19 protein-coding genes and 1 tRNA gene are annotated in these 21,722 nt (G+C 72.6%); 10 read left to right on the top strand and 10 right to left on the bottom strand.

From position 1 onward, the window contains the following. Positions 1-208: 208 nt before the first annotated feature. The gene (locus ACFVVU_RS19825) at positions 209-2,713 is read left to right on the top strand and encodes a transglycosylase domain-containing protein (protein WP_387791189.1); all 2,505 of its coding nucleotides are present in this window, start codon (positions 209-211) and stop codon (positions 2,711-2,713) included. Positions 2,714-2,762: 49 nt separating this feature from the next. Here the strand turns inward: ACFVVU_RS19825 and ACFVVU_RS19820 are convergent, their stop codons facing one another. The 4 genes from ACFVVU_RS19820 to ACFVVU_RS19805 form a co-directional block, all read right to left on the bottom strand. Next, complete coding sequence (locus ACFVVU_RS19820) at positions 2,763-3,941, bottom strand: winged helix DNA-binding domain-containing protein (protein ID WP_380686798.1); 1,179 nt, start codon at positions 3,939-3,941, stop codon at positions 2,763-2,765. Between the two features lie 20 nt (positions 3,942-3,961). Next, positions 3,962-4,777 (bottom strand): MBL fold metallo-hydrolase, encoded by an 816-nt coding sequence (locus ACFVVU_RS19815; RefSeq protein WP_387791187.1) that lies wholly within the window; start codon positions 4,775-4,777, stop codon positions 3,962-3,964. A gap of 189 nt (positions 4,778-4,966) precedes the next feature. Next, on the bottom strand, positions 4,967-5,269 hold the full coding sequence (locus tag ACFVVU_RS19810; protein WP_078881937.1) for a co-chaperone GroES: 303 nt from the start codon (positions 5,267-5,269) through the stop codon (positions 4,967-4,969). 211 nt (positions 5,270-5,480) lie between these two features. Continuing rightward, entirely contained in the window at positions 5,481-5,831 is a 351-nt protein-coding gene (locus tag ACFVVU_RS19805) for a DUF3618 domain-containing protein (RefSeq protein WP_380690003.1), read from the bottom strand. A gap of 131 nt (positions 5,832-5,962) precedes the next feature. Here ACFVVU_RS19805 and bcp point away from each other — a divergent pair, with 131 nt between their 5' ends. Continuing rightward, on the top strand, positions 5,963-6,439 hold the full coding sequence (bcp, locus tag ACFVVU_RS19800; RefSeq protein WP_380690005.1) for a thioredoxin-dependent thiol peroxidase: 477 nt from the start codon (positions 5,963-5,965) through the stop codon (positions 6,437-6,439). A gap of 183 nt (positions 6,440-6,622) precedes the next feature. Further along, positions 6,623-7,318 (top strand): hypothetical protein, encoded by a 696-nt coding sequence (locus ACFVVU_RS19795; RefSeq protein WP_387791185.1) that lies wholly within the window; start codon positions 6,623-6,625, stop codon positions 7,316-7,318. A gap of 93 nt (positions 7,319-7,411) precedes the next feature. Here the strand turns inward: ACFVVU_RS19795 and ACFVVU_RS19790 are convergent, their stop codons facing one another. Beyond that, on the bottom strand, positions 7,412-9,763 hold the full coding sequence (locus tag ACFVVU_RS19790) for a chitinase C-terminal domain-containing protein (RefSeq protein WP_387791277.1): 2,352 nt from the start codon (positions 9,761-9,763) through the stop codon (positions 7,412-7,414). A 397-nt stretch (positions 9,764-10,160) separates the two neighbouring features. On the opposite strand from ACFVVU_RS19790, the gene ACFVVU_RS19785 reads away from it, so the two are divergent. Then, positions 10,161-10,880, top strand: coding sequence for an HNH endonuclease signature motif containing protein (locus tag ACFVVU_RS19785; protein ID WP_387791183.1), 720 nt, complete (start codon positions 10,161-10,163; stop codon positions 10,878-10,880). A 7-nt stretch (positions 10,881-10,887) separates the two neighbouring features. Further along, positions 10,888-10,973 (top strand) — tRNA-Leu (locus ACFVVU_RS19780). A gap of 63 nt (positions 10,974-11,036) precedes the next feature. Here the strand turns inward: ACFVVU_RS19780 and rdgB are convergent. The 4 genes from rdgB to ACFVVU_RS19760 all read right to left on the bottom strand — a co-directional run bounded on the left by rdgB (position 11,037) and on the right by ACFVVU_RS19760 (position 13,417). Next, positions 11,037-11,642, bottom strand: a complete 606-nt coding sequence (rdgB, locus tag ACFVVU_RS19775) for an RdgB/HAM1 family non-canonical purine NTP pyrophosphatase (RefSeq protein ID WP_380688112.1) — start codon at positions 11,640-11,642, stop codon at positions 11,037-11,039. A gap of 58 nt (positions 11,643-11,700) precedes the next feature. Then, positions 11,701-12,090: a hypothetical protein gene (locus tag ACFVVU_RS19770; protein ID WP_380688110.1), complete on the bottom strand. Its 390-nt coding sequence runs from the start codon at positions 12,088-12,090 to the stop codon at positions 11,701-11,703. A gap of 194 nt (positions 12,091-12,284) precedes the next feature. After that, entirely contained in the window at positions 12,285-13,019 is a 735-nt protein-coding gene (rph, locus tag ACFVVU_RS19765; protein WP_387791181.1) for a ribonuclease PH, read from the bottom strand. Between the two features lie 164 nt (positions 13,020-13,183). Then, complete coding sequence (locus ACFVVU_RS19760) at positions 13,184-13,417, bottom strand: glucose PTS transporter subunit EIIB (RefSeq protein WP_063349220.1); 234 nt, start codon at positions 13,415-13,417, stop codon at positions 13,184-13,186. A gap of 379 nt (positions 13,418-13,796) precedes the next feature. On the opposite strand from ACFVVU_RS19760, the gene ACFVVU_RS19755 reads away from it, so the two are divergent. From ACFVVU_RS19755 to ACFVVU_RS19740, 4 genes are all read left to right on the top strand, one after another. After that, positions 13,797-15,086, top strand: coding sequence for a PTS transporter subunit EIIC (locus ACFVVU_RS19755; protein ID WP_380689403.1), 1,290 nt, complete (start codon positions 13,797-13,799; stop codon positions 15,084-15,086). A 407-nt stretch (positions 15,087-15,493) separates the two neighbouring features. Continuing rightward, positions 15,494-16,771, top strand: coding sequence for a PTS transporter subunit EIIC (locus ACFVVU_RS19750; protein ID WP_380689401.1), 1,278 nt, complete (start codon positions 15,494-15,496; stop codon positions 16,769-16,771). A 482-nt stretch (positions 16,772-17,253) separates the two neighbouring features. Then, positions 17,254-18,309 carry an LLM class flavin-dependent oxidoreductase gene (locus ACFVVU_RS19745; protein ID WP_387791179.1) on the top strand — a complete coding sequence of 352 codons (1,056 nt, stop codon included), beginning with the start codon at positions 17,254-17,256 and terminating at the stop codon, positions 18,307-18,309. Then, positions 18,306-19,595: an NtaA/DmoA family FMN-dependent monooxygenase gene (locus ACFVVU_RS19740; protein ID WP_380686784.1), complete on the top strand. Its 1,290-nt coding sequence runs from the start codon at positions 18,306-18,308 to the stop codon at positions 19,593-19,595. The genes ACFVVU_RS19745 and ACFVVU_RS19740 overlap by 4 nt, the downstream gene beginning before the upstream one ends. Positions 19,596-19,614: 19 nt before the next feature. Here the strand turns inward: ACFVVU_RS19740 and ACFVVU_RS19735 are convergent, their stop codons facing one another. Continuing rightward, the gene (locus ACFVVU_RS19735; protein ID WP_380686786.1) at positions 19,615-20,643 is read right to left on the bottom strand and encodes a LuxR C-terminal-related transcriptional regulator; all 1,029 of its coding nucleotides are present in this window, start codon (positions 20,641-20,643) and stop codon (positions 19,615-19,617) included. Between the two features lie 142 nt (positions 20,644-20,785). On the opposite strand from ACFVVU_RS19735, the gene ACFVVU_RS19730 reads away from it, so the two are divergent. Beyond that, the gene (locus ACFVVU_RS19730; RefSeq protein ID WP_387791178.1) at positions 20,786-21,703 is read left to right on the top strand and encodes a branched-chain amino acid transaminase; all 918 of its coding nucleotides are present in this window, start codon (positions 20,786-20,788) and stop codon (positions 21,701-21,703) included. Positions 21,704-21,722: the final 19 nt, after the last annotated feature.

Raw genomic sequence — 21,722 nt, 5'->3', positions numbered from 1 at the left:
GCGCATGCCGGACCGGCTCCGACCGCCTTCCCGGGGGGCCGGGACGGCGGGCGGAGCTCGAACCGGGCCTCGGCCCGAAGTGGCCGCGCTATCTGGTTTGCACCTTTCACCGTACTGCGGCGGGATCCCTCGCGCACCCGGTTTTCCCACCACCCGGACGGAGTCGCCCCGGCCCCTGATCCTCGGTCAAATAGCACATAATCTCGGCATGACCCTGAGCACCGGCCGCCGGGCCAGACGGGCCGCCCGCCGCGAGGCACGCCGCGCCCTGCCGTTCTGGCGGCGGCTGCTGCCCACCTGGCGGATCGTCCTCGGCGCCGTCCTCGCCGCGCTGCTGCTCGCCGTCGGCGCCTTCGCCGTGCTCTACGTCATCGTGCCGCTGCCCGACCCCAACGCCCAGGCGGTCGCCCAGAGCAACGTCTACCTCTACGCCGACGGCGTCACCGAGATCGCCCGCACCGGCGCCGTCAACCGCACCGACGTCACCATCGACAAGGTCCCGGTCCCCACCCGGCAGGCCGTCGTCTCCGCCGAGGACCGAACCTTCTACCAGAACCGCGGCATCGACCTGAAGGGCATGGTCCGGGCCGGCTGGAACACCCTGACCGGCCAGGGACTGCAGGGCGGCTCCACCATCACCCAGCAGTACGTCAAGAACTACTACCTCACCCAGAGCCGGACCATCGAGCGCAAGGGCCGCGAACTCCTCATCGCCCTCAAGGTCGACCAGCAGCGCGGCAAGGACGAGATCCTGGCCGGCTACCTCAACACCAGCTACTTCGGCCGCGGTGCCTACGGCATCCAGAGCGCCGCGCGCGCCTACTACGGCGTCGACGTCTCCGAACTGACCCTCCCGCAGAGCGCCTACCTCGCCGCCCTGCTCCAGGCCCCCAGCGCGTACGACGTGAAGACCGCCACCCCCGCCAACCGCGAGAAGGCCGTCGCCCGCTGGCACTACACCCTCGACGGCATGGTCCAGCTCGGCTTCCTCAGCGCCACCGAACGCTCCTCCCTCACCTTCCCCGACCCGATCGACCCGCAGCCCGCCAGCGGCCTGGCCGGCCAGGCCGGGTACCTGGTCGGCGTCGCCGACGACTACCTGGTCGGCAGCGGCATCCTCGACGGCGCCACCCTCAAGGCCGGCGGCTGGCGCATCACCACCACCTTCGACCGGACGAAGCAGGACGCCTTCGCGCACGCCGTCCACGACGAGCTCACCGAGGAACTCGACCCCACCGCCCGGCCCGACACCGACAGCGACGTCCGGGTCGCCGGCGCCTCCGTCGAACCCGCCACCGGCCGCGTCGTCGCCGTCTACGGCGGCCCCGACTACGCCGAGCAGCCCTACAACGACGCCCTGCGCCAGGACAACCAGATCGGCTCCACCTTCAAGCCCGTCGACCTCGCCGCCGGCCTCACCTCCAACCACAGCAGCGGCGACGGCCGCCCGATCACCACCGAGACCCGCTACGACGGCACCAGCGAACGCCCCGTCACCGACGGCCCCACCCCGTACGCGCCGCCCAACGAGGACGACATCGACTACGGCCCGATCAGCCTGCGCCAGGCCATGGTCAAGTCCGTCAACTCGGTGTACGCGCAGGTCGGCGTGGACGCCGGGCTCGGCCACGTCCGGGAGACCGGCATCCGGCTCGGCATCCCCGCCGACGTCCCCGGCATGGACCCGGCCAACACCTCGATGACCCTCGGCACCGCCACCCCCAGCGCCCTCGACCTGGCCGGCGTCTACGCCGCCCTCGCCAACCACGGCGAGGCCCACCGGCCCTGGGCGGTCGCCGGACTGGAACGGATCACCCCCGGCACCGGCCCCGTCGAGCCGCCGGAGCTGCCCGCGCACAACACCACCGCCGCCCTCGACCGGGGCACCGCCGACGCCGTCACCGATGTGCTGCGCGACGTCATCAGCCCGCGCGGCACCGGCTCCGCCGCCCTCGACCTCGGCCGACCCGCCGCCGGCAAGACCGGCACCACCGACGCCAACCTCTCCGCCTGGTTCGCCGGCTTCACCCCCGAACTCGCCACCACCGTCGGCCTCTTCCGGGAGAACCCGAGGACCCACGCCAAGGAACCGCTGGCCGGCACCGCCGGCTACGCCCGGATCAACGGCGGCGCCTTCCCCACCCGGATCTGGACCGCCTACATGAGCGACGCCCTGGAGGGCACCCCCGTCCAGGACTTCGAACTCGAACCCAGCGAGGGCAACGGCCGCCCCGGCACCGGTGTCCCGACCGGCGCCCCGAGTGGCACCCCCACCAACGCCCGCGCCTCAACCACCCCGACCGCCCCCTCCTCGGCCCCGGACCCGACCGGCGGCCACGGCGGCACCGTCCAGGCCCCGGCGGCACCGGCCGCACCGGCGGCCCCCGCGGCCCCGGCCGTACCCAGGCGGCCCACCACGGCCACCACGGCCGGCACCGCACCGGCACCCGACCGGACCAGCGCCGCCCCCGAGCCGTCCGCCCCCGTGGCCCCCACCGCCGCGGCCTCCGCGCCACAGGAGTCCGCACCGCCGCAGCCCACCCCCGGCACCCGGCCGACCGCCGACCGGCCCACCGCCGAACCGCCGTCCACCGCCCCCGGCAAGACCTCGGACCCGACCCGCACCCCGGCCCCGCCGATTCCGCCGGTCCCGCCGACCGGCACCGGCAAACCCCCCGCCACGCCCCAGCCGGCCACCTCGACCCCGGCCTGACAGCCCGGGCCCGGGCCCGGCTCCACCGCCTGGGGCCCGGTCCGGCGACTCAGGCCGCCAGCTCGCGCTCCAGCGGCGTACGGAACCGCGGCGTCACCCGGACCGCTCCCAGCCACCCCGCCAACCGCTCCGCCTCCACCGCGACCGCCGCCCGCGCCTCGGCCCCCGCGTCCTCGAACAGCCGCCACACCACCTCGCCGTCCGCCCGCTGCGCCCAGCCGCCGACCACCCGGCCGCACCACCACACCGTCGGCCCCGCGTTCCCCGCCCGGTCGAACAGCGCCGGCACGTCCTCGGGCCGCAGGTACCAGTCACGGCCCCGCCAGCCCATCACCGCCGGATCCAGCGCCGGCAGCAACGCCGCCCACGGCTCCGGCTCCGCCACCGGCCCCTCGTCCCCCGGCAGCACCAGGCCCGCCGCACCACCCGCCGTCGTCACCTCCACCGCGCCCACGTCGGCCAGCGCCTTGCGCACGTCCCCCAGCGTCCAGCCGGTCCACCACTTCACGTCCTCGACGCCGCCCGGCCCGTACCGCGCCAGCCAGCGCCGCACCACCTCCGCCTTGGCCTCCCGCGCCGGCACCTCCGGCCACGGCGCCACCGGCGCCCACGGATAGCTGCTGCTCAGCCACGACCCGCGCGGCCGGCACCGCCGGACGTGCCCGTCCGAGGCCAGCAGCCGCAGCAGCCGGCTCCCCACGCTCTGCTTCGCCTCGTACGGCTTGCCCGCCGACATCAGCATCGTCTCGCGCAGCGCCGGCACGTCCGCGCCCAGCTCGGCCGTGGTCGCCTCGCCGCGCACCGCCAGCGCCGCCAGCACCGCCCGCTGGGTCTCGTCCAGCCGCGCCTCGTCCCACCCCTCGGCGAAGTCCGCGAGGTGCTTCAGCAGCGTCGCCCGCTCCTTGGCCGCGATCTGCCGCGCCGCCGCCGCGCTCACGTACGGCGCGAACTCCTCGGTCACCGCGAAGATCGTCCGCCGCATCGACAGCAGCTTCACCAGCGAGACCTCGTCGTACAGGGCCCGTTCCACCTCGGCCGCCGACGGCTCGCGCAGCCGCGCGCACGCCGACAGGTACACCGTCGCGGCATCGGTGGCGTGCAGCCCGACGACCGCGTCGGCCACCTCCTCCACCCGCGCCGCCCGCCCGGCGGGCGCCAGCAGCAACCGCCGCCCCAACCGCGCCCGCCGCTGCCCGTCGTCGACCTGGACCGCCCCGTTGCTCACCATGGGCGGATCCTAGGGGCTGCTCAGGTGTTCGGCGACAGGATGAAGAGCGGCAACACCCGCCGCTGCGGCACCTCGCCGATCGCGTCCAGCGCCGCGCGGATCTCCCGCAGATGGCCGACGGTCAGCTGCAACGGGACCTCGTGCGGCTGGTAGGTGTACCGGATCGGGTAGTCCACCCCCGGCTTCACGCTCATCTCGATGTGGCAGCCGAGCACATGGGTGACCGTCCGGGCCTCGCAGAAGTCGATCAGCCTGCGGATCGACCGGCCGAACGCCGCCCAGTCCTGGATGTAGAGCCGCCCCGGGTACACCGTGTCTCCGGTGAGCAGGAACCCCGTCCACGGGTCGTGGAAGGTCACCGCCGCCTCGTGGTGCCCCGGCGTCGCCAGGCACTCCAGCACCCGGCCCCCGAGGTCCACCCGGGCCACGGCGTCGGCGTCCCGGTCGAACCCGAAGAACGCCCAGGCCGTGGTCCGGTCCGCGGGCACCACCCGGGTGTCCGGCCGGTCCGCGAACTGCCCGTCCCCCGCGACGTGGTCCCCGTGCCCGTGGGTGTGCAGCACCAGCAGCTCGTACCCGTCCCTCGGGTTGCGCTCCAGCCAGTCCGCGACGAGCCCGTCGACGGTCTCCCGCAGCGGGAAGTACTCCGCGGAGGCGGTGGCCCCGGTGTCGATCAGCACCGCCCGCTCGTTGCCGAACAGCAGGAACAGGAACGGCGCCTCGTAGTTCACCGCCATGTTCTGCCGCAGCACGAAGGTGTGCTCGTCGTACTCGTGCACCTGGATGTCCGGATCGGTGTTGTGCTTCGCCGACTCCGACCCGTGGATCCACCGCACGTCCAGTCCCCGCACCCGCGGAGCCGTGCCACCGAAATCGATCGGCGAAGTCCCCATGCCGTCCCCCGTCCCGCTGCCCGGACCATCCCGTCCGGCGACGCTACCACCACGCCGGGACGGACCTGCGGAAAGGCCGGTGGGCCGCCGCGCCCACGGCACGGCGGCCCACCGGGGAGAACCGCTCGGCGACTACAGGTACAGCCCGGTCGAGCCCTCGGTGTCGCCGAAGCGCATCGCGGCGACGGCGTGCAGGTCGCGCTCGCGCAGCAGGACGTAGGTGGCGCCGCGGACCTCGACCTCCAGCTTGTCCTCGGGGTCGTAGAGCACCCGGTCACCGGGCTCCACGGAGCGCACGCTCTGGCCGACGGCGACCGCCTCGGCCCAGGCGCAGCGCTTGGAGATCTCCGCGGTCGCCGGGATCAGGATGCCGCCGGTGGAGCGGCGCTCGCCCTCGCCGGCCTCGGTCTTCACCAGCACGCGGTCGTGCAGCATCTTGATCGGCAGCTTCTCGCCGAGCCGGTCGTGACGCGGCGCGTCGCCCGCGCCGGGCAGGGACTGCTGGGTCGGTTCGTCGTTCGTACTCACGACCCCGAAGGTACCGCTCCCGGGCGCGGCGTGTGACGCCAGCCCGGTGCCGCGGGCGGACCGGCGGACCGGCGCGGGCCGGGCAGCGGCTGCCCGGCCCGGGAGGTGCGGTCGTGACTCAGCGCTTGCGGCGCCTGCGCGCCGAGGCGACCAGCAGCACCAGGCCGACGCCGACCAGCGCGGCCGGGACGATCCGCTCCTTGCGCGGCTGCCCCTTCTCGTCCACGAACTGCGCGCGGGCCTGCTCCACCAGACCGCTCGCGGCCACGTACGCCCGGCCGGCCTTCTCCTCGACGGCGGCCACGGCCTTCGCCTTGACCTGGGCGGAGATGGTGGTCGGGTGCACGCGCACGGCGAGCTCGTCCAGCGTCGCCGCCAGCTGGGTGCGGGTCCGGGAGATGTCCGCCTCGATCTGGGCGGTCGTCCGCGCCGACTTGTCCGTACTGCTCGCCTCGCCCACTCGGGCCACCCCATTCACGATGTTCGTCCTGTGCGACTGACCCAGTGTGTCAGCTGCCACGCGGGGCCGCGCGGCCCCACCCACCATCGGAGGTAAGTTTGCCGTGGTACGACCGCCCGTCCAGCACCAGGAGAAACCCCGTGAGTGAGCGTCTCCAGCCCGGTGACACCGCGCCCGCCTTCACCCTGCCCGACGCCGACGGCAACGAGGTGTCCCTCGCCGGCCACCTCGGCCGCAAGGTGATCGTCTACTTCTACCCGGCCGCGCTCACCCCCGGCTGCACCAAGCAGGCCTGCGACTTCACCGACAACCTGGAGGTCTTCTCCGGCGCCGGGTACGACGTCATCGGCATCTCGCCGGACAAGCCGGAGAAGCTCGGCAAGTTCCGCGAGGCCGAGGACCTCAAGGTCACCCTGCTCTCCGACCCGGAGAAGAAGGTGCTGGAGGCCTACGGCGCGTTCGGCGAGAAGAAGCTGTACGGCAAGACCGTCACCGGCGTGATCCGCTCCACCGTGATCGTGGACGAGCAGGGCAAGGTCGAGCACGCGCTGTACAACGTCAAGGCGACCGGCCACGTGGCCAAGCTGCTGCGCGACCTCAAGGTCGAGGCGGCCTGACGCGCCGTCCGGACACGGCGGCGGCGCGTGACACTTCGTCACCGCCGTGTCCCGGTGCTGTCCGCGCTCTGCCCGGAACCTGTCGGAGGGACCCCGGCGCCCCCTAGCGTTCTGTTCCACCGGGCACCAGCGGCCCGGGCCCGTCCTTGTCAGGGGAGCAGAGCCGTGCAGAGTGCCAGATCCGTGTCCACCGCCCGTGTCGCCGTCGCCGGCGCGATCGTCGCGGCGCTCGCGCTGACGGCCTGCGGGCCGGAGAACGACGACACCGCCGCACCGCCGCCGGCCACCGCGACGGCGCAACCGACCGCTCAGCCGACTGCCACCGCGACCGCGACCGCTCAGCCGACCACGACCGCGACCACGACCACTCAGCCGACCACGACCGCCAAGCCCTCCTCCCCGGCCCCGGCCGGCAAGCGGCAGGTGGTCGGGCCCATGACGGCCGGCGGGCTGGCCAAGACCATCGGCCAGGACGCGGTCTCCGACGTCGCCGTCGACCCGGGCGAGATGCGCGACAACATGCACATGGTGCTCGCGAACTACGACCGCCCCGGGCAGACCTCCGGCCGCCGGATCCTGCTGATCGCCGTCGACAACATCCCCGAGGACCCGGCCAAGCGCCGCGAGCACCTCTGGCGCGGCATGATCGACTACGCCCTGCAGAACGGTTCGACCGGCACCCCGACCACCGCAACCCCGTTCGCCGCCGGACCGCTGGGCGGCTCGCTGGAGTGCCTGAAGCTGCCGGAGGCGCCCACCACCGACGTCGTCTGCGGCTGGTCCGACGCCTCCACCGCCGGCGTCGCGCTGTTCCCGAGGACCACTCCGGCCGAGGCGGCCGCCCTGTTCGCCAAGATGCGCGGCGACATCGAGAAGTAGGCCCGCGACGGAACCGGAAGAGCAGCGGTGGCGGCGCACCCCCCGACCGGGTGCACCGCCACCGCCGTCTCTCACCTCAGGCGACCGCTGTCATCAGCAGGCGCCGAGGTCGCTCCAGACACCCCAAGAGCCGCTGGCGCTCGGGTCGTCGCCCTTGGTCCACCACTTGTTCTGGTAGTAGTGGCCCTTCCAGGAGACCTTGGTCGGGGTGGCGTAGGTGGTGCCCGCGTCCCAGCTCGGCGCACCCGCGCAACCGGCCGGCGTGGTCGGCGGCGTCGTGGGCGGAGTGGTGGGCGGAGTGGTGGGCGGCGTCGTGGGAGGCGTCGTCGGCGGGGTGGTCGGCGGAGTGGTGGGCGGGGTCGTACCGCCGTCCACCGCACCGCGGGTCAGGTCGCCCTTGAGGCCGTACAGCGTGCCGCCCACGTTGACCGTCCAGTTGGACGGGGTCGACACCGGCAGGTAGTAGACGAAGTCCATGTCGATCGACGCGCCCGGCGCGAGCGACTGCCAGCCCGGCAGCTTCACCGAGACCCGGTTGTAGGTGCCCTTGAGGCCGCCCACGTTGCCGGTGCCGGTGTGGTCCTGCCGGATGACGGTCAGGCCGAAGCCGGACTGGTCCTTGGCGTTGCCCGGGGCCGAGTTGCTGTAGTCGAACTGGAACTCGGTGCCGCCCGGCAGGGTCGTCGTCGAGTTGTTGACGATGTGGATCTTCGGGTTGATCGGGTAGTTCGAGTCACCCAGCGCGAAGTTGGTGAACGACACGTCGATCGGCAGGGTCTGCTGCGGCAGCGCGATCGTCGAGCGGGTCGCGCCGTACGGCGAGGAGGCCTTGAACTTGTCGTACATCAGCGAGGTCAGCGTGTCGCCGGGCACGTACTGGCCCTTGCCGCCGTTGGCGGTGGCGTCCCACTTGTAGTCGCCCGCGAGCTCCCAGATCATCGTGCCGCCGGCACCCTGGTTGACGATGTAGTCGGCCTTGGCGGCGATCGACTGCTCGTCCTCGGTGGACAGGTAGACCTTCTTGCTGTCGTTCCACAGCCACGGCGCCACCAGGGTGGAGCTGTAGTTGCGGACGTAGCTGCCCTGCAGGGCGGTGTCGGTCACGCCGTACTTGGAGAGGTAGTCGGGCACGATGCCCTTCTCCAGGTTCTTGGCGTGCCACATCGGGTTCGACCCGGCCGGGGACTCCTTGCCCGCGTCGTCCTTGTCGTTCCAGATGTTGTCGATGCCGACCGCGCCGTCACCGCACGCGGTCAGGCCGGAGCCGACCGGGCAGGTGGTCGCGGCAGCGGTGCCCCAGAGGCCGTTGGTGCCGCCCTGGACGTTCTTGAAGCCGCGGGTGTAGTACGGCAGGCCGACGTTGATCCGGCCGGCCGGCATCGCACCGCGGAAGTAGTGGTACGACCAGTCGGCGTTCAGGTAGCCGATGCCGCCGTACTGGCCGGTGCCGTAGACGTTGGCCGCCGCCAGCTCGCCGTCCTTGCCGTCGTCGAACAGCGCGGCGTTCGGACCGACGTACTTGTTCCAGGACCCGTGCAGGTCGTACGACATGATGTCGACGTAGTCCAGGTACTGCGCGATCTGGAACGTCTCCATGCCGCGCAGCAGGTAGCCGGAGGACGGAGCTGCGACCGAGAGCAGGTAGTGCTTGCCGTCGGCGGCGCCGGCCCGGTCCAGCTTCTCGCGCAGCGTCTTCATCAGCGCCGCGTAGCCCTTGGCCAGCGAGGCGCGCTTGCCGTTGGCGAGCTGCCAGTCCAGCGGGTTGCCGGCGTCCTTCATCGAGGTCGGGTACTCGTAGTCGACGTCGACGCCGTTGAAGCCGTACTTCTTGATGAAGTCGACGGCCGAGTTGGCGAAGGTGTCGATGCCCGCCTGGTTGACGCTGCCGTCCGGGTTGACGGTCATCGAGTAGAAGCCGCCGGAGTTGACGCGCTTGCCGTCGTCCCCGAAGTACCCACCGGTCTCGGTCCAACCGCCCACCGAGATCATCGTCTTGACGTTCGGGTACTGCTTCTTGTACTTCGTCAGCAGATTGAAGTGCCCCTTGTAGGGCAGCGACGGGTCGAGCTCGGCGCCCGGCACCCCGGGGAAGGACATCCCGGTGGCCGCATTCTTCTCGTTGTCCGTGCCGACCGACAGCTTGTTGTCGGAACCGACGTGGGCGAACGCGTAGTTGAGGTGGGTGACCTTGTCCCACGGGATGTCGCTGACCAGGTACGGCTTGGTGCCGTCCTGGCCGGTGCGCCAGCTCGTGAAGTAGCCGATGATGCGGCGCTGGTGGTCCGCGCCCATCTTCTCGCGGCCGTTGGTGTCGTAGACGCTGCAGTACGGGACGTCGACACCGGGCGTGGTGTAGAGGCCGTCGGGCCGACACGCGGCGTTGTCGACGGTGGCGGACGCCTGGGAGGGCGCCGCACCCAGCGTGGCCACCAGCAGGCCGGCCATCGCGGCACCCGCCAGCGCGGCCAGGCCGGCGCGGGCCGCCGGGCTCGTGGAACGACGGGCAGCGGTGGGACGCCGCTCCGCCGTGGATCGGATCAACACTCGGTCCTCCGGGCAGAGTGCCGGCGCGTGCCTGTGGGGGAGCACGCACGTGGGGGAAAGCAGATTGGCGCCGAAGCTATGTGGTCTGAACCACATAGGTCAATAGGTCTGGACCAATTGGTAATCATTTCCCCAACATCCCCGGTCGAACGGCCACCGGCCGGCACCGCCCTGACACCCCACCAACCCCACCCGCCCCACCCGCCCCACCTCCCTCCGGCCACCCCGTGACCGAACGCCCCGCCACTCGTTCACCCCCACGGGGACGGGGCCCGCACGCGCCCGGAGGGGGAACGCCATGGCCGTCGAATACACCCGCGAACTGCTCGCGCACGTCGCGTCGACCGCCGCGTCGCTCGACGAGATGCTGATCGCGCTCGGCAAGGAGCCGGACACCGACCGCCGCAAGTACCTGCGCCGCAAGCTGACCGCGTTCGGCGTCGACACCTCCCACTTCCGCCCGACCGGGAGCGTCTACACCCGCGAGCTCCTCCAGGAGGCCGTCGACGCCTCGCACAGCGTCGCCGGCGTGGTGCGCCACCTGCGTCTGCGGCAGGCCGGCGGCACGCAGGCCCACATCGGGCGCCGGATCAAGGCTCTCGGCATCGACACCTCGCACTTCACCGGGCAGGCCCACAACCGCGGCAAGCGTTCGGCGCGACGGCTCTCCCCCGAGGACGTCCTGGTCCAGCGCCCGCCGGACGCGAAGCGGCTGCCCGGCTCCCGCATCCGCCTGGCGCTGGCCGAACTGGGCCGGCCGGAACTGTGCGCGGGCTGCGGCACCGGGCCCGAGTGGCGGGGCCGCCCGCTCACCCTGGAGGTGGATCACGTCAACGGAGACTGGTCCGACAACCGCCCGGACAACCTCCGACTGCTCTGCCCGAACTGTCATGCCGTCACGGACACCTACTGCGGACGGAACAAGAACCGCCGGACGGAGTCCGCCGGCCATGCCCGCCGAGGCCGCCCGACGAGCCGGAATGACGGTGTCCCCGCACCCCGCGAGCGCCTAGACTGAAGGCCTTGCGGCCTTGGCGAAAGGGCAGCCGCGCGGGTTTTAGGTGCCCGTGGGAGAAATCCCGTGAGGGTTCGAATCCCTCAGGCCGCACCAGCCTTAAAATCGAAGGCCCGCCCCGGAGTGATCTCCGGGGCGGGCCTTCGTGTCGGCCGGGGGTCAGCCGATCAGGTCCTTCACCACCGGGGCGAGGGCGCGGAAGGCCTGGCCGCGGTGGCTGATGGCGTTCTTCTCCGCGGGGGTGAGTTCGGCGCACGTGCGGGTCCCGCCGAGGGGCTGGAGGATCGGGTCGTAGCCGAAGCCGCCGTCGCCCGCCGGGGCGGTGCGCAGGGTGCCGAGGAGGCGGCCCTCGACGACGCGCTCGGTGCCGTCGGGGAGCGCGAGGGCGGCGGCGCAGAAGAAGTGGGCGCCGCGGTGCTCGGCGGCGATGTCGGAGAGCTGGGCGAGCAGGAGGTCGAGGTTGGCGCGGTCGTCGCCGTGCTTGCCGGACCAGCGCGCGGAGAAGATGCCCGGGGCGCCGTTCAGCACGTCCACGCACAGGCCGGAGTCGTCGGCGACGGCCGGCAGGCCGGTGGCGCGGGCCAGGGCGTGTGCCTTGAGCAGGGCGTTCTCGGCGAAGGTGACGCCGGTCTCGGGGACGTCGGGGATCTCCGGGTAGGCGTCGGCCCCGACCAGTTCGACGTCCAGGCCGGCGTCGCCGAGGATGTCACGCAGTTCGGCGACCTTGTGCTGGTTACGGGTGGCGAGGATGAGTCGAGTGGTCATGGATCCACCCTAAACCGAGCAAACCGCGCGATCCGGCGCCGTCCCGGGTGAAGCCGTGTCAGCCGGTGCAGACCTTGGTGAGGTTCGAGGCGGCGTCACCCAGCGGCTTGAAGTCCGGCACCTGCTTGTTGTTGACCGCCTGCTGGACCTTGTCGACCTGGGTGCCGAGGTCGGTGATGGCCTGGGCGACGTCGGTGTCCTTGGAGTTCTTGCCCAGCTGGTCGAGGTCGTTCTTCAGCTTCTGCAGCGCCTCGCCGGCGGCGGCCGCGTCGTTGCTCGCGTTGTTGTAGGCGCTGCTGACCTCGTTGATGTCGCCGGTGATCTTCACGGCGGTGTTCCCGCAGTCGATCGCCTTCTGGGCGGCGGAGCAACTGACCGCGCTGAGCGGGAGGATGGCGATCAGGCCGGCCACGGCGAGCATGGTGGGGCGGGCGATGCTCTGGGGCATCCGGTCCTCCTCGGTGCGCGGGTATCCGGAAGGGAAGGACGCGCGCTGAGGGGTGCGCGGTTCCCGCAACGGGTGCTGCCGGAACCGTACGGGCTCCGGACCCGGCCTGTACAGCGGCCTGGCCCGGAGCCCGGGGATTTCCGGAAACCGAAGCGGAACCGGTACCTCAGGGGGTAAAGGGCGTGCCCCCGGCGTCAGCCCTCCAGCTCACCGAGGACCTTGCGCTGGACCTCGTCGAGCTCGGCGCAGCCGAGGGTGCCGAGGTCGAGCAGCTGGTCGAGCAGCGCGCGGTCGAAGGGCGCGCCCTCGGCGGTGCCCTGGACCTCGACGAAGCGGCCGTCGGAGGTGCAGACGATGTTCATGTCGGTCTCGGCGCGGACGTCCTCCTCGTACTGGAGGTCGAGCATCGGGACGCCGTCGATGATGCCGACGCTGACGGCGCTGACGCCGCCGGTGATCGGCTTGCCCTTGGCGCGCAGCAGCTTGCGCTCGCGGGCCCAGCTGACGGCGTCGACGAGCGCGACGTAGGCGCCGGTGATGGCGGCGGTGCGGGTGCCGCCGTCGGCCTGGAGGACGTCGCAGTCGAGGACGATGGTGTTCTCGGCGAGCGCGCGGTGGTCGACCACGGCGCGCAGCGAGCGGCCGATGAGCCGGCTGATCTCGTGGGTGCGGCCGCCGAGCCGGCCCTTGACGGATTCGCGGTCGCCGCGGGTGTTGGTGGCCCGCGGGAGCATGGAGTACTCGGCGGTGACCCAGCCCTCGCCGCTGCCCTTGCGCCAGCGCGGGACGCCCTCGGTGACGCTGGCGGTGCACAGCACCTTGGTGTCGCCGTAGGAGATGAGGACGGAGCCTTCGGCGTGCTTGCTCCAGCCCCGTTCGATGGTGACGGGGCGGAGCTGGTCGGGGGTGCGGCCGTCGATGCGTGACATAGGCACCGAGCGTAGTCGGTTTCGGCCGGTGCTCCGGGTACGCCCCGAGGCGTCCCGAGGCGTCCGGGTCTGCCCGGACGTACCGCTCCCGGTGCCCGGACGTACCGCGGCCCGCCGCCCCGGTGGGGTCGGCGGGCCGCGGGAGCGAGCCTGGTGGGCTCAGCTCACATCATGTCCTCGATGTCGGCGGCGATCGGGTCGGCGTCGGTGCCGATGACGACCTGGATCGCGGTGCCCATCTTCACGACGCCGTGGGCGCCGGCGGCCTTCAGCGCGGCCTCGTTGACCAGGGAGGCGTCCTTGACCTCGGTGCGCAGGCGGGTGATGCAGCCCTCGACCTCTTCGATGTTGTCGATGCCGCCCAGACCGGCGACGATCTTCTCAGCCTTGCTGGCCATTGCTTTCTCCCTCTGTCTCGGCCCGTCGGCTGCTCTGCCGGGTGCCGTCCTGCGCGGTGACCTCGGTCGCGGTGACGCGGGGTCAGTGGTCGGTCGTGCCGTGGCGTGCTGCCGGAGCAGCGCGACCAGCATGACCCGAGCCGAACCGATATGCCACGTTAGTCCACTTTTGGCCCATTTCGGCGCGCATCCCCCGGACCGACGTCCGAGGATGACGAGCAGTGGGGCCGTCTCCCGGCGCGCGGCCTGCGTCCCAAAAGTGGTCTACACCAATATATGTGTACTCCGATGAACGCAGGAAGGGCCCCGGGTGTTCCCGGCCCCGCCCCCGGGCCCCGGCAGGGCCCGTCGGCCGGCCACCGCACCCGGAGGGCGAATGATGAGTTCGGCAGGCGCCACGGCACCGCAGGCGACGTGGTGGCACACCTTCTACGGCGGCCTCCAGAAGATGGGCCGCTCGCTCCAGCTGCCGGTGGCGGTGCTCCCCGCCGCCGGCATCCTCAACCGGCTCGGACAGCCCGACGTCTTCGGCAAGGACGGGCTGGGCTGGGACAACGTGGCCAAGGTGTTCGCGGCGGCCGGCGGCGCGCTGCTGGACTCCTCGTTCGGCCTGCCCATCCTGTTCTGCATCGGCGTCGCGATCGGCATGGCGAAGAAGGCCGACGGGTCGACGGCGCTGGCCGCGGTGGTCGGGTTCCTCGTCTACTACCGGGTGCTGCACGCCTTCCCGGAGCACTGCAAGCCGCCGACCGTCCTGGTGAGCGACCAGTGCGTGGACTACACCTCGGCGAAGGCGGCGGCCGCGACGTACCAGAACCCCGGCGTGCTGGGCGGCATCCTGCTCGGCCTGATGTCGGCCTGGCTCTGGGTACGGTTCCACCGCACCAAACTGGTCGACTGGCTGGGCTTCTTCAACGGCCGCCGCCTGGTGCCGATGATCACCGCGCTGGTCGGCATGCTGCTGGCCGTCGTGGCGGTCTGGGTCTGGCCGCCGATCGGCCGCGGACTGAACTCCTTCAGCCAGACCCTCGCCGACCTGGGCGCGGGCGGTGCGGGAATCTTCGGCGTGGCCAACCGGGCCCTGCTGCTGATCGGCATGCACCAGCTGCTGAACACCTTCGTCTGGTTCCAGTTCGGCGAGTACACCAAGCCCGACGGCATGATCGTGCACGGCGACATCCCGCGCTTCCTGGCGGGCGACCCGACCGCCGGACAGTTCCAGTCGGGCTTCTTCCCGATCATGATGTTCGCGCTGCCGGCCGCCGCGCTGGCGATCGCCCACTCGGCGAAGCCGCACCGGCGCAAGGAGATCTACGGCCTGATGCTCTCGGTCGGCCTGACCTCCTTCGTGACCGGCGTCACCGAGCCGATCGAGTACTCCTTCGCCTACATCGCCCCGGCGCTGTACGCCGTGCACGCGCTGCTGACCGGCGCGTCGATGGCCGTCACCTGGGGGCTGGGGGTGCACGACGGCTTCAGCTTCTCGGCCGGCCTGATCGACTACGTGATCAACTGGGGCCTGGCCACCAAGCCGTGGCTGATCATTCCCATCGGCCTCGGCTTCGCCGCCGTGTACTACGCCCTCTTCCGCTTCATCATCGTGAAATTCAACCTGAAAACGCCGGGACGCGAGGACGAGAGCGAGGTCGAGGACGTGACCAAGGCATAAACCGAGCGTCACCGCGTCGAATCCGAAAAGGCCCCCGGACCGCCCGTCCGGGGGCCTTCGCCATATCCGGGCCGGGCCGATGGTCCCGGTGCGAACGCCCACCGACGCTGCCCGGACGGGCAGTCGGTGACGAGCCGGTGACCTGCCGTGGAGCGTCCGGCCGCCCCGGCTTTTTGTTGCGCAAATAGCCAAAATGCCAATCACGGCGGGTAATCAAGATCGTTGATCCGCAAGTAGGTTTCGATTTCATAGCGCTTCTCAGCTGCGGCGCTTTCAAGGGTTCCGCCCCTCCTCCACCCGTGCTACAAAACTGGTCTACACCACGTGTGGTGTAGACCAGTTCGCGGTTCGGCCCCCTGTGCACCCTCTCCCGACCGACCCGCCCTTGCCGTTAGGAACCCACCCCCATGAGTCAGTCTGCGCAGGCACCGGCGCCCGCCACGGCTCCGGCCACACCCAGCCCCACCAAGAAGTTCGGCCAGAACCTGCTCCAGGGTCTGCAGAAGATCGGCCGCAGCCTCCAGCTGCCCATCGCCGTTCTCCCCGCCGCCGGCCTGCTGATGCGTCTGGGCCAGGACGACGTCTTCGGCAAGGACGGCCTCGGCTGGAACAAGGTGGCCGCGGTCTTCGCCACCGCGGGCAACGGCGTCTTCGACAACCTGCCGCTGCTCTTCGCGGTCGGCATCGCCATCGGCTTCGCCAAGAAGGCCGACGGCTCGACCGCCCTCGCCGCGCTGGTCGGCTTCCTGGTCTACAAGAACGTGCTGACCGCGTTCCCGATCACCGAGGGCCACATCGCCGACGGCAAGTGGGTCCCCGCGACCTACCAGAACCCCGGCGTCCTCGGCGGTATCGTGATCGGCCTGCTCAGCGCCGTGCTGTGGCAGAAGTACCACCGCACCAAGCTGGTCGACTGGCTCGGCTTCTTCAACGGCCGCCGCCTCGTCCCGATCATCATGGCCTTCGTCGGCACCGCCGTCGGTGTCGTGTTCGCCCTGACCTGGGGCCCCATCGGTGACGCGATCAAGAGCCTGAACGACACCCTGATCGGGGCCGGCGCGTTCGGCGCCGGCGCGTTCGGCCTGGTCAACCGCGGTCTGCTGCCGGTCGGCATGCACCAGTTCGTGAACTCCTACGCCTGGTTCCAGACCGGTGACTTCACCAAGGCCGACGGCACCGTCGTGCACGGCGACCTGACCCGGTTCTTCGCCGGTGACCCGACCGCCGGACAGTTCATGTCGGGCTTCTTCCCGATCATGATGTTCGCCCTGCCGGCCGCCGCCTTCGCCATCGCCCACACCGCCAAGCCGCACCGCCGCAAGGCCGTCACCGGCATGATGCTGTCGCTGGCGCTGACCTCCTTCGTGACCGGTGTCACCGAGCCGATCGAGTTCTCCTTCGTCTTCATCGCCCCGCTGCTGTACGTGATCCACGCCCTCCTCACCGCCGTCTCGATGGCCGTGACCTGGGCGCTCGGCGTGCACGACGGCTTCACCTTCTCCGGCGGCCTGATCGACTACCTGCTCGCCTGGAGCAAGGCCACCGACCCGTGGATGATCATCCCGCTGGGCCTGGCGTTCGCCGCGCTGTACTACTTCCTGTTCCGCTTCGCGATCGTGAAGTTCGACCTCAAGACCCCCGGTCGCGAGGACGACGACGAGATCGAGGACGTCACCAAGGCCTGACGCCCGCACCACCCGCAAGCCGCTCACGGCCCCGCCCCGCCACCCGCTCCCCGGGTGGCGGGGCGGGGCCGTTCGCGTGCCCGGCCGAGGCGGTCCGCGGGCCCGCGACCGGCTCCCCGGGTGTCCACCGCGGCAGCCGCCCGCTGAGACGGTGGTTGACGGATCCACGGACCCGCTGGTCAACTGAAGCGGTGAACGCCCCCCGTCCGCTGGTGACCCGCAGCCACATCGACTTCGGTCGCGTGTGGTCCGCGGCGTGTCGCGGCTGACCCGAGCGTTCCCCCCGCCGCCGCCCGGCTGACGTCCCCGCCGCGCCCCGGCCCCCGCACCACCCCGTCACCCGCGCCCGCCCGCACCCCGGGCGGGCCGGCCCGTGCCCGCGCACACCCGCCCGCCCCGTCCCCGGGACCGTCCCCAGGACCGCGGGCCGCTCCGCGACCACCGCACGCCCCGCTTCCGTCCCAGGAAAGTCAAGGCCGCCCATGCCCCGCCAGCTGCACCTTTCCGCCGCCCTCGACAGCCCCGGCCACGTCGACGCCGCGCACTTCACCGCCCTCGCCCGGCTCGCCGAACGGGCCGCCCTCGACTTCGTCACCCTCGACGACTCCTACGCCCCCGAACCGCGGCGGCTCGACGCGCTCGCCACCTTCGCCCGGCTCGCCCCGGTCACCCAAGGCCTCGGCCTGGTCCCGACCGTCACCACCACCCACACCGAGCCGTTCCACACCTCCATCTCGGTCAACACCCTGGACTGGGTCAGCGAGGGCCGGGCCGGCTGGCTGGTCGGCGTCTCCGACACCGAGGCCGAGGCCAGGGCCTTCGGCCGCAAGGGCACCGCCCCGGCCGACGAGCTCTGGGCCGAGGCCGCCGACGCCGCCGAGGTCGCCACCCGGCTCTGGGACAGCTGGGAGGACGACGCCGAGATCCGGGACACCGCCACCGGCCGGTTCGTCGACCGCGCCAAGCTCCACCACATCGACTTCGAGGGCCCGCACTTCTCCGTCCGCGGCCCCTCCACCACCCCCCGCCCACCACAGGGCCGCCCGGTCGTCGCGGTCACCGTCACCGCCGCCGACCTCGCCCCGGACGCCGGCCCCGGCGGCCGTGCCCGGGTCACCACCGCGGCCCGCTACGCCGACGTCGTCCTGCTGGACGCCCCCGACCGGGCCACCCGGCTCACCGCCGCCACCGAACTGCGGCTGCGCGGCGGTGAGGCGCTGCGGATCCTGGCCCGGATCCCGGCCGCGCTCCCCGACGACGCCGCGACCGCCGCCCTGATCGCCGAGGTCACCGAGGGCGGCGGCGGGGTCGACGGCTTCCACCTGGTGCCCGCCGACCCGGCCCGCGACCTCGCCGCGATCGCCGACCGCGTCGTACCGGCGCTGCGCGAGCGCGGCCTGTTCCGCACCGGCTACACCGGTCGCACCCTGCGCGAGCACCTCGGCCTGGCCCGCCCCGCCAGCCGCTACGCGCTCGCCGCGACCATCCCCACGCCCGCCTCCCCCGCAACCCCCGTGACCGCCGAGGTGACCCGATGACGGACCGCCCGCTCAAGCAGATCCACCTCGCCGCGCACTTCCCCGGCGTCAACAACACCACCGTGTGGAGCGACCCGGCCTCCGGAAGCCAGATCGCCTTCGACTCCTTCCGCCACCTCGCCGCGACCGCCGAACGCGGCCGGTTCGACTTCTTCTTCCTCGCCGAGGGCCTGCGGCTGCGCGAGGTCAAGGGCCGGATCCACGACCTGGACGTGGTCGGCCGCCCCGAGTCGATCACCGTGCTCGGCGCGCTCGCCGCCGTCACCACCCACCTCGGGCTGGCCGCGACCGTCAACGCCACCTTCAACGAGCCCTACGAGCTGGCCCGCCGGTTCGCCTCCCTGGACCACCTGTCCGGTGGCCGCGCCGCCTGGAACGTGGTCACCTCCTCCGACGCCTTCACCGGCGAGAACTTCCGCCGCGGCGGTTACCTCGACCGCGCCGACCGCTACACCCGGGCCGCCGAGTCCGTCGCGCTGGCCCGGGCGTTCTGGGACGCGGCGGGCGAGGGGCCGGTCCGCCACCAGGGGCCGCAGTTCGACGTCGAGGGCACCCTCTCGGTACCCCGGCCGCCGCAGGGCCACCCCGTGGTGATCCAGGCCGGCGACTCCGACGAGGGCCGCGAGTTCGCCGCCGCCACCGCCGACGTGATCTTCAGCCGGCACTCCACCCTGGCCGCCGGCCAGGCCTTCCACGCGGACGTCAAGCGGCGGCTCGCCGGGTACGGGCGCAAGCCGGACGAGCTGAAGATCATGCCCGGGGTCACCTATGTGCTGGGCGACACCGAGGAGGAGGCCGTCGAACGGGCCGCCGCCATCCGCCGCGCCCAGGTGAGCCCGGCCACCGCGATCAACTACCTGGAGCAGGTCTGGGGCATCGACCTCTCCGACCACGACGTGGACGGCCCGCTGCCGGCCGTCGACCCGGTCCGCGACTCCGGCCTCGTCCAGGGCCGCACCTCGCTCGGCGACCCGCTGGAGATCGCCGCCAAGTGGCGCGCGGTGGCCGCCGAGAAGAAGCTCAGCAGCCGTGAGCTGGTGATCGAGGTGACCGGCCGGCAGAGCTTCATCGGCACCCCGCGGAGCGTCGCCGACCAGCTCGACCGGCATGTCCAGAGTGACGCCGCGGACGGCTTCATCCTCGTCCCGCACCTCACCCCGGGCGGGCTGGACGAGTTCGTCGACAAGGTGGTGCCGCTGCTCCAGGAGCGCGGGGTGTTCCGCACCGAGTACACCGGCACGACGCTGCGCGACCACCTCGGCCTGCCGGTCCCCGGACGGCGCTGACCCCGCCCGGCGGGAACCGTCAGACCCGGCCCAGCCGGGCGGCGTGCACGCCGGCCTGGAAGCGGCTCTCCGCGCCCAGGCCGGCGGTCAGTTCGGCGACCAGCCGGCGCACCGTCCGCTCGGACAGCTCCAGCTTGCGGGCGATCGCCGCGTCGGTCCGCCCGGCCGCCAGCAGCCGCAGCACCTCACTCTGACGCTCCGTCATCACATCGCCCTCGGGCAGGAGTTCGGCAGGCGTCCAGGCCGCCGACCAGAAATACTCGAACAGCTCGGCGACCAGCGCCACCAGTGCCGGCTCACGCACCACCACGGCCGCCTCCGCGACCGGGGCGTCCCCGCCCGGGCCGGCTCCCGGCGCCGGCAGGATCGCCAGCCGGGCGTCCACCACGATCAGCCAGAGCGGCAGCGAATGGGCCACCCGGATCCGCGCCCCGGCGGCGGTCAGCTCCCGGACGTGCCCGAGCACGGCCGGACGGCGCAGCGCGGCCACCGGGTGGATGGTGCGCAGCGCGGCGCCGTGCGCGAGGGCGAGGCGTTCGCGGGCGAGCTTGCCCGCCAGCGCCGGACCGGAGAGGTCCTGGCCGGGGCGCAGCGAGAGCGCCTCGGCGCGGGCGCCGCGGGCGGCGTCCTCCAGCAGGGCGGCGATCCGCTCGGCGCCGCGGACGACTTCCAGCGCGGTGCCGGCGCGGTGCCGTTCCTGGACGGGCAGGTAGCCGGTGTGCAGCCGGTCCACCGTGTCGCGGGCCCGGTGCAGGGCCCCGACCAGCTCGGCGACCTGCCGGTCGGCGTCGAGCAGCAGCTGCCGGACGGCGGTGTCCACGGACACTGCGGCCTCGCCGCCGGCGTGGTCGCGGGCGTGGTCGCGGGCCTGGTCCGGGGCGCGGCCGGCCGCGGCGGGCTGGAGCAGGCCGAGGGCGAGGAGCTCGGCGGTGGCGGCGGCGATCCGGTGTTCGTCCCAGTCGGGGAGCAATCCGGCAGGCGGGCGGCCGGGTTCGGCGAGCAGAAGGGCGTAGAGCCGGGTGGCGTCCCGGTCGGCGGGGCTCTCCATCGGCGCAGCCTAGTGACGGCCCGGGTCCGTGCGCCCGGGGTTTCCACCCTGCGAGACGGGCCGCTTCCGCTCCCGGTCATGGCCGGTTCCGGCAGCGCTCCGAGCGCTGACCGGCGGCGGTCCGGTGGGCAGGATGGCGCCCATGACCGCTCTTCCCGAGGCTTCGACGATCTGGCTGGACGGCGCGCTGGTGCCCTGGCACGCGGCGACCACGCACGTCCTCTCCCACGGCCTGCACTACGGCACCGGGGTGCTGGAGGGTACCCGGGTGTTCGCCACGGCGGACGGCCCGGCGGTGTTCCGGCTGCCCGAGCACCTGCGCCGGCTGGAGCGCAGCGCGCGCATGCTGCGGATGGAACTGCCGTACGACGTGGACGAACTGGCCGTGGCCACCCTCGACCTGGTCCGGGCCAACGGCCACCCCTCCTGCTACCTGCGGCACTTCGCCTTCCTGGGCTACGGCACGATGGGCCTGGACATGCGGTCCGCGCCGACCGGCACGGCGATCGCGAGCTGGCCGTGGCACTCCCAACTCCCGGACGCCGAGGGCGGGATCAGGCTGAAGACGAGCAGCTGGCGGCGGACCGACCCGAACGCGGTGCCGCCCGCCGCGAAGGCGACCGGCCCCTACCTGAACTCGGTGCTGGCCCGCCGGGAGGCGACCGACGCGGGCTACGACGAGGCGCTGCTGCTCGGCCCGGACGGCGCGGTGAGCGAGTGCACCGGCGAGAACGTGTTCGCCGTCCGCGACGGGGTGCTGCGCACTCCCCCGACCAGCGCGGGCGCCCTGGAGGGGATCACCCGGGACACCCTGCTCACGCTGGCCCGCGACCTGGGCGTGCCGGTGCGGGTGGAGCCGCTGCTGCGCTCGGACCTGTACACGGCGGACGAGGTGTTCCTGTGCGGGACGGCGGCCGGGGTGGTGGCGGTGCGTTCGCTGGACGACCGGGAGCTGCCGGCCGTCCCGGGAGCGCTGACCGCGCGGCTGCGGGCGGCCTACGAGGCGGCGGTGACCGGCGTGGACGGGCGCTACCGGCACTGGCTGACGTACGTGGGGTGAGCCCGACGCCGGTGCGGTG

The organism is Kitasatospora sp. NPDC057965, assembly GCF_042887135.1.
Lineage (GTDB): Bacteria > Actinomycetota > Actinomycetes > Streptomycetales > Streptomycetaceae > Kitasatospora.
This window is presented reverse-complemented; position numbering and strand designations above follow the sequence as displayed.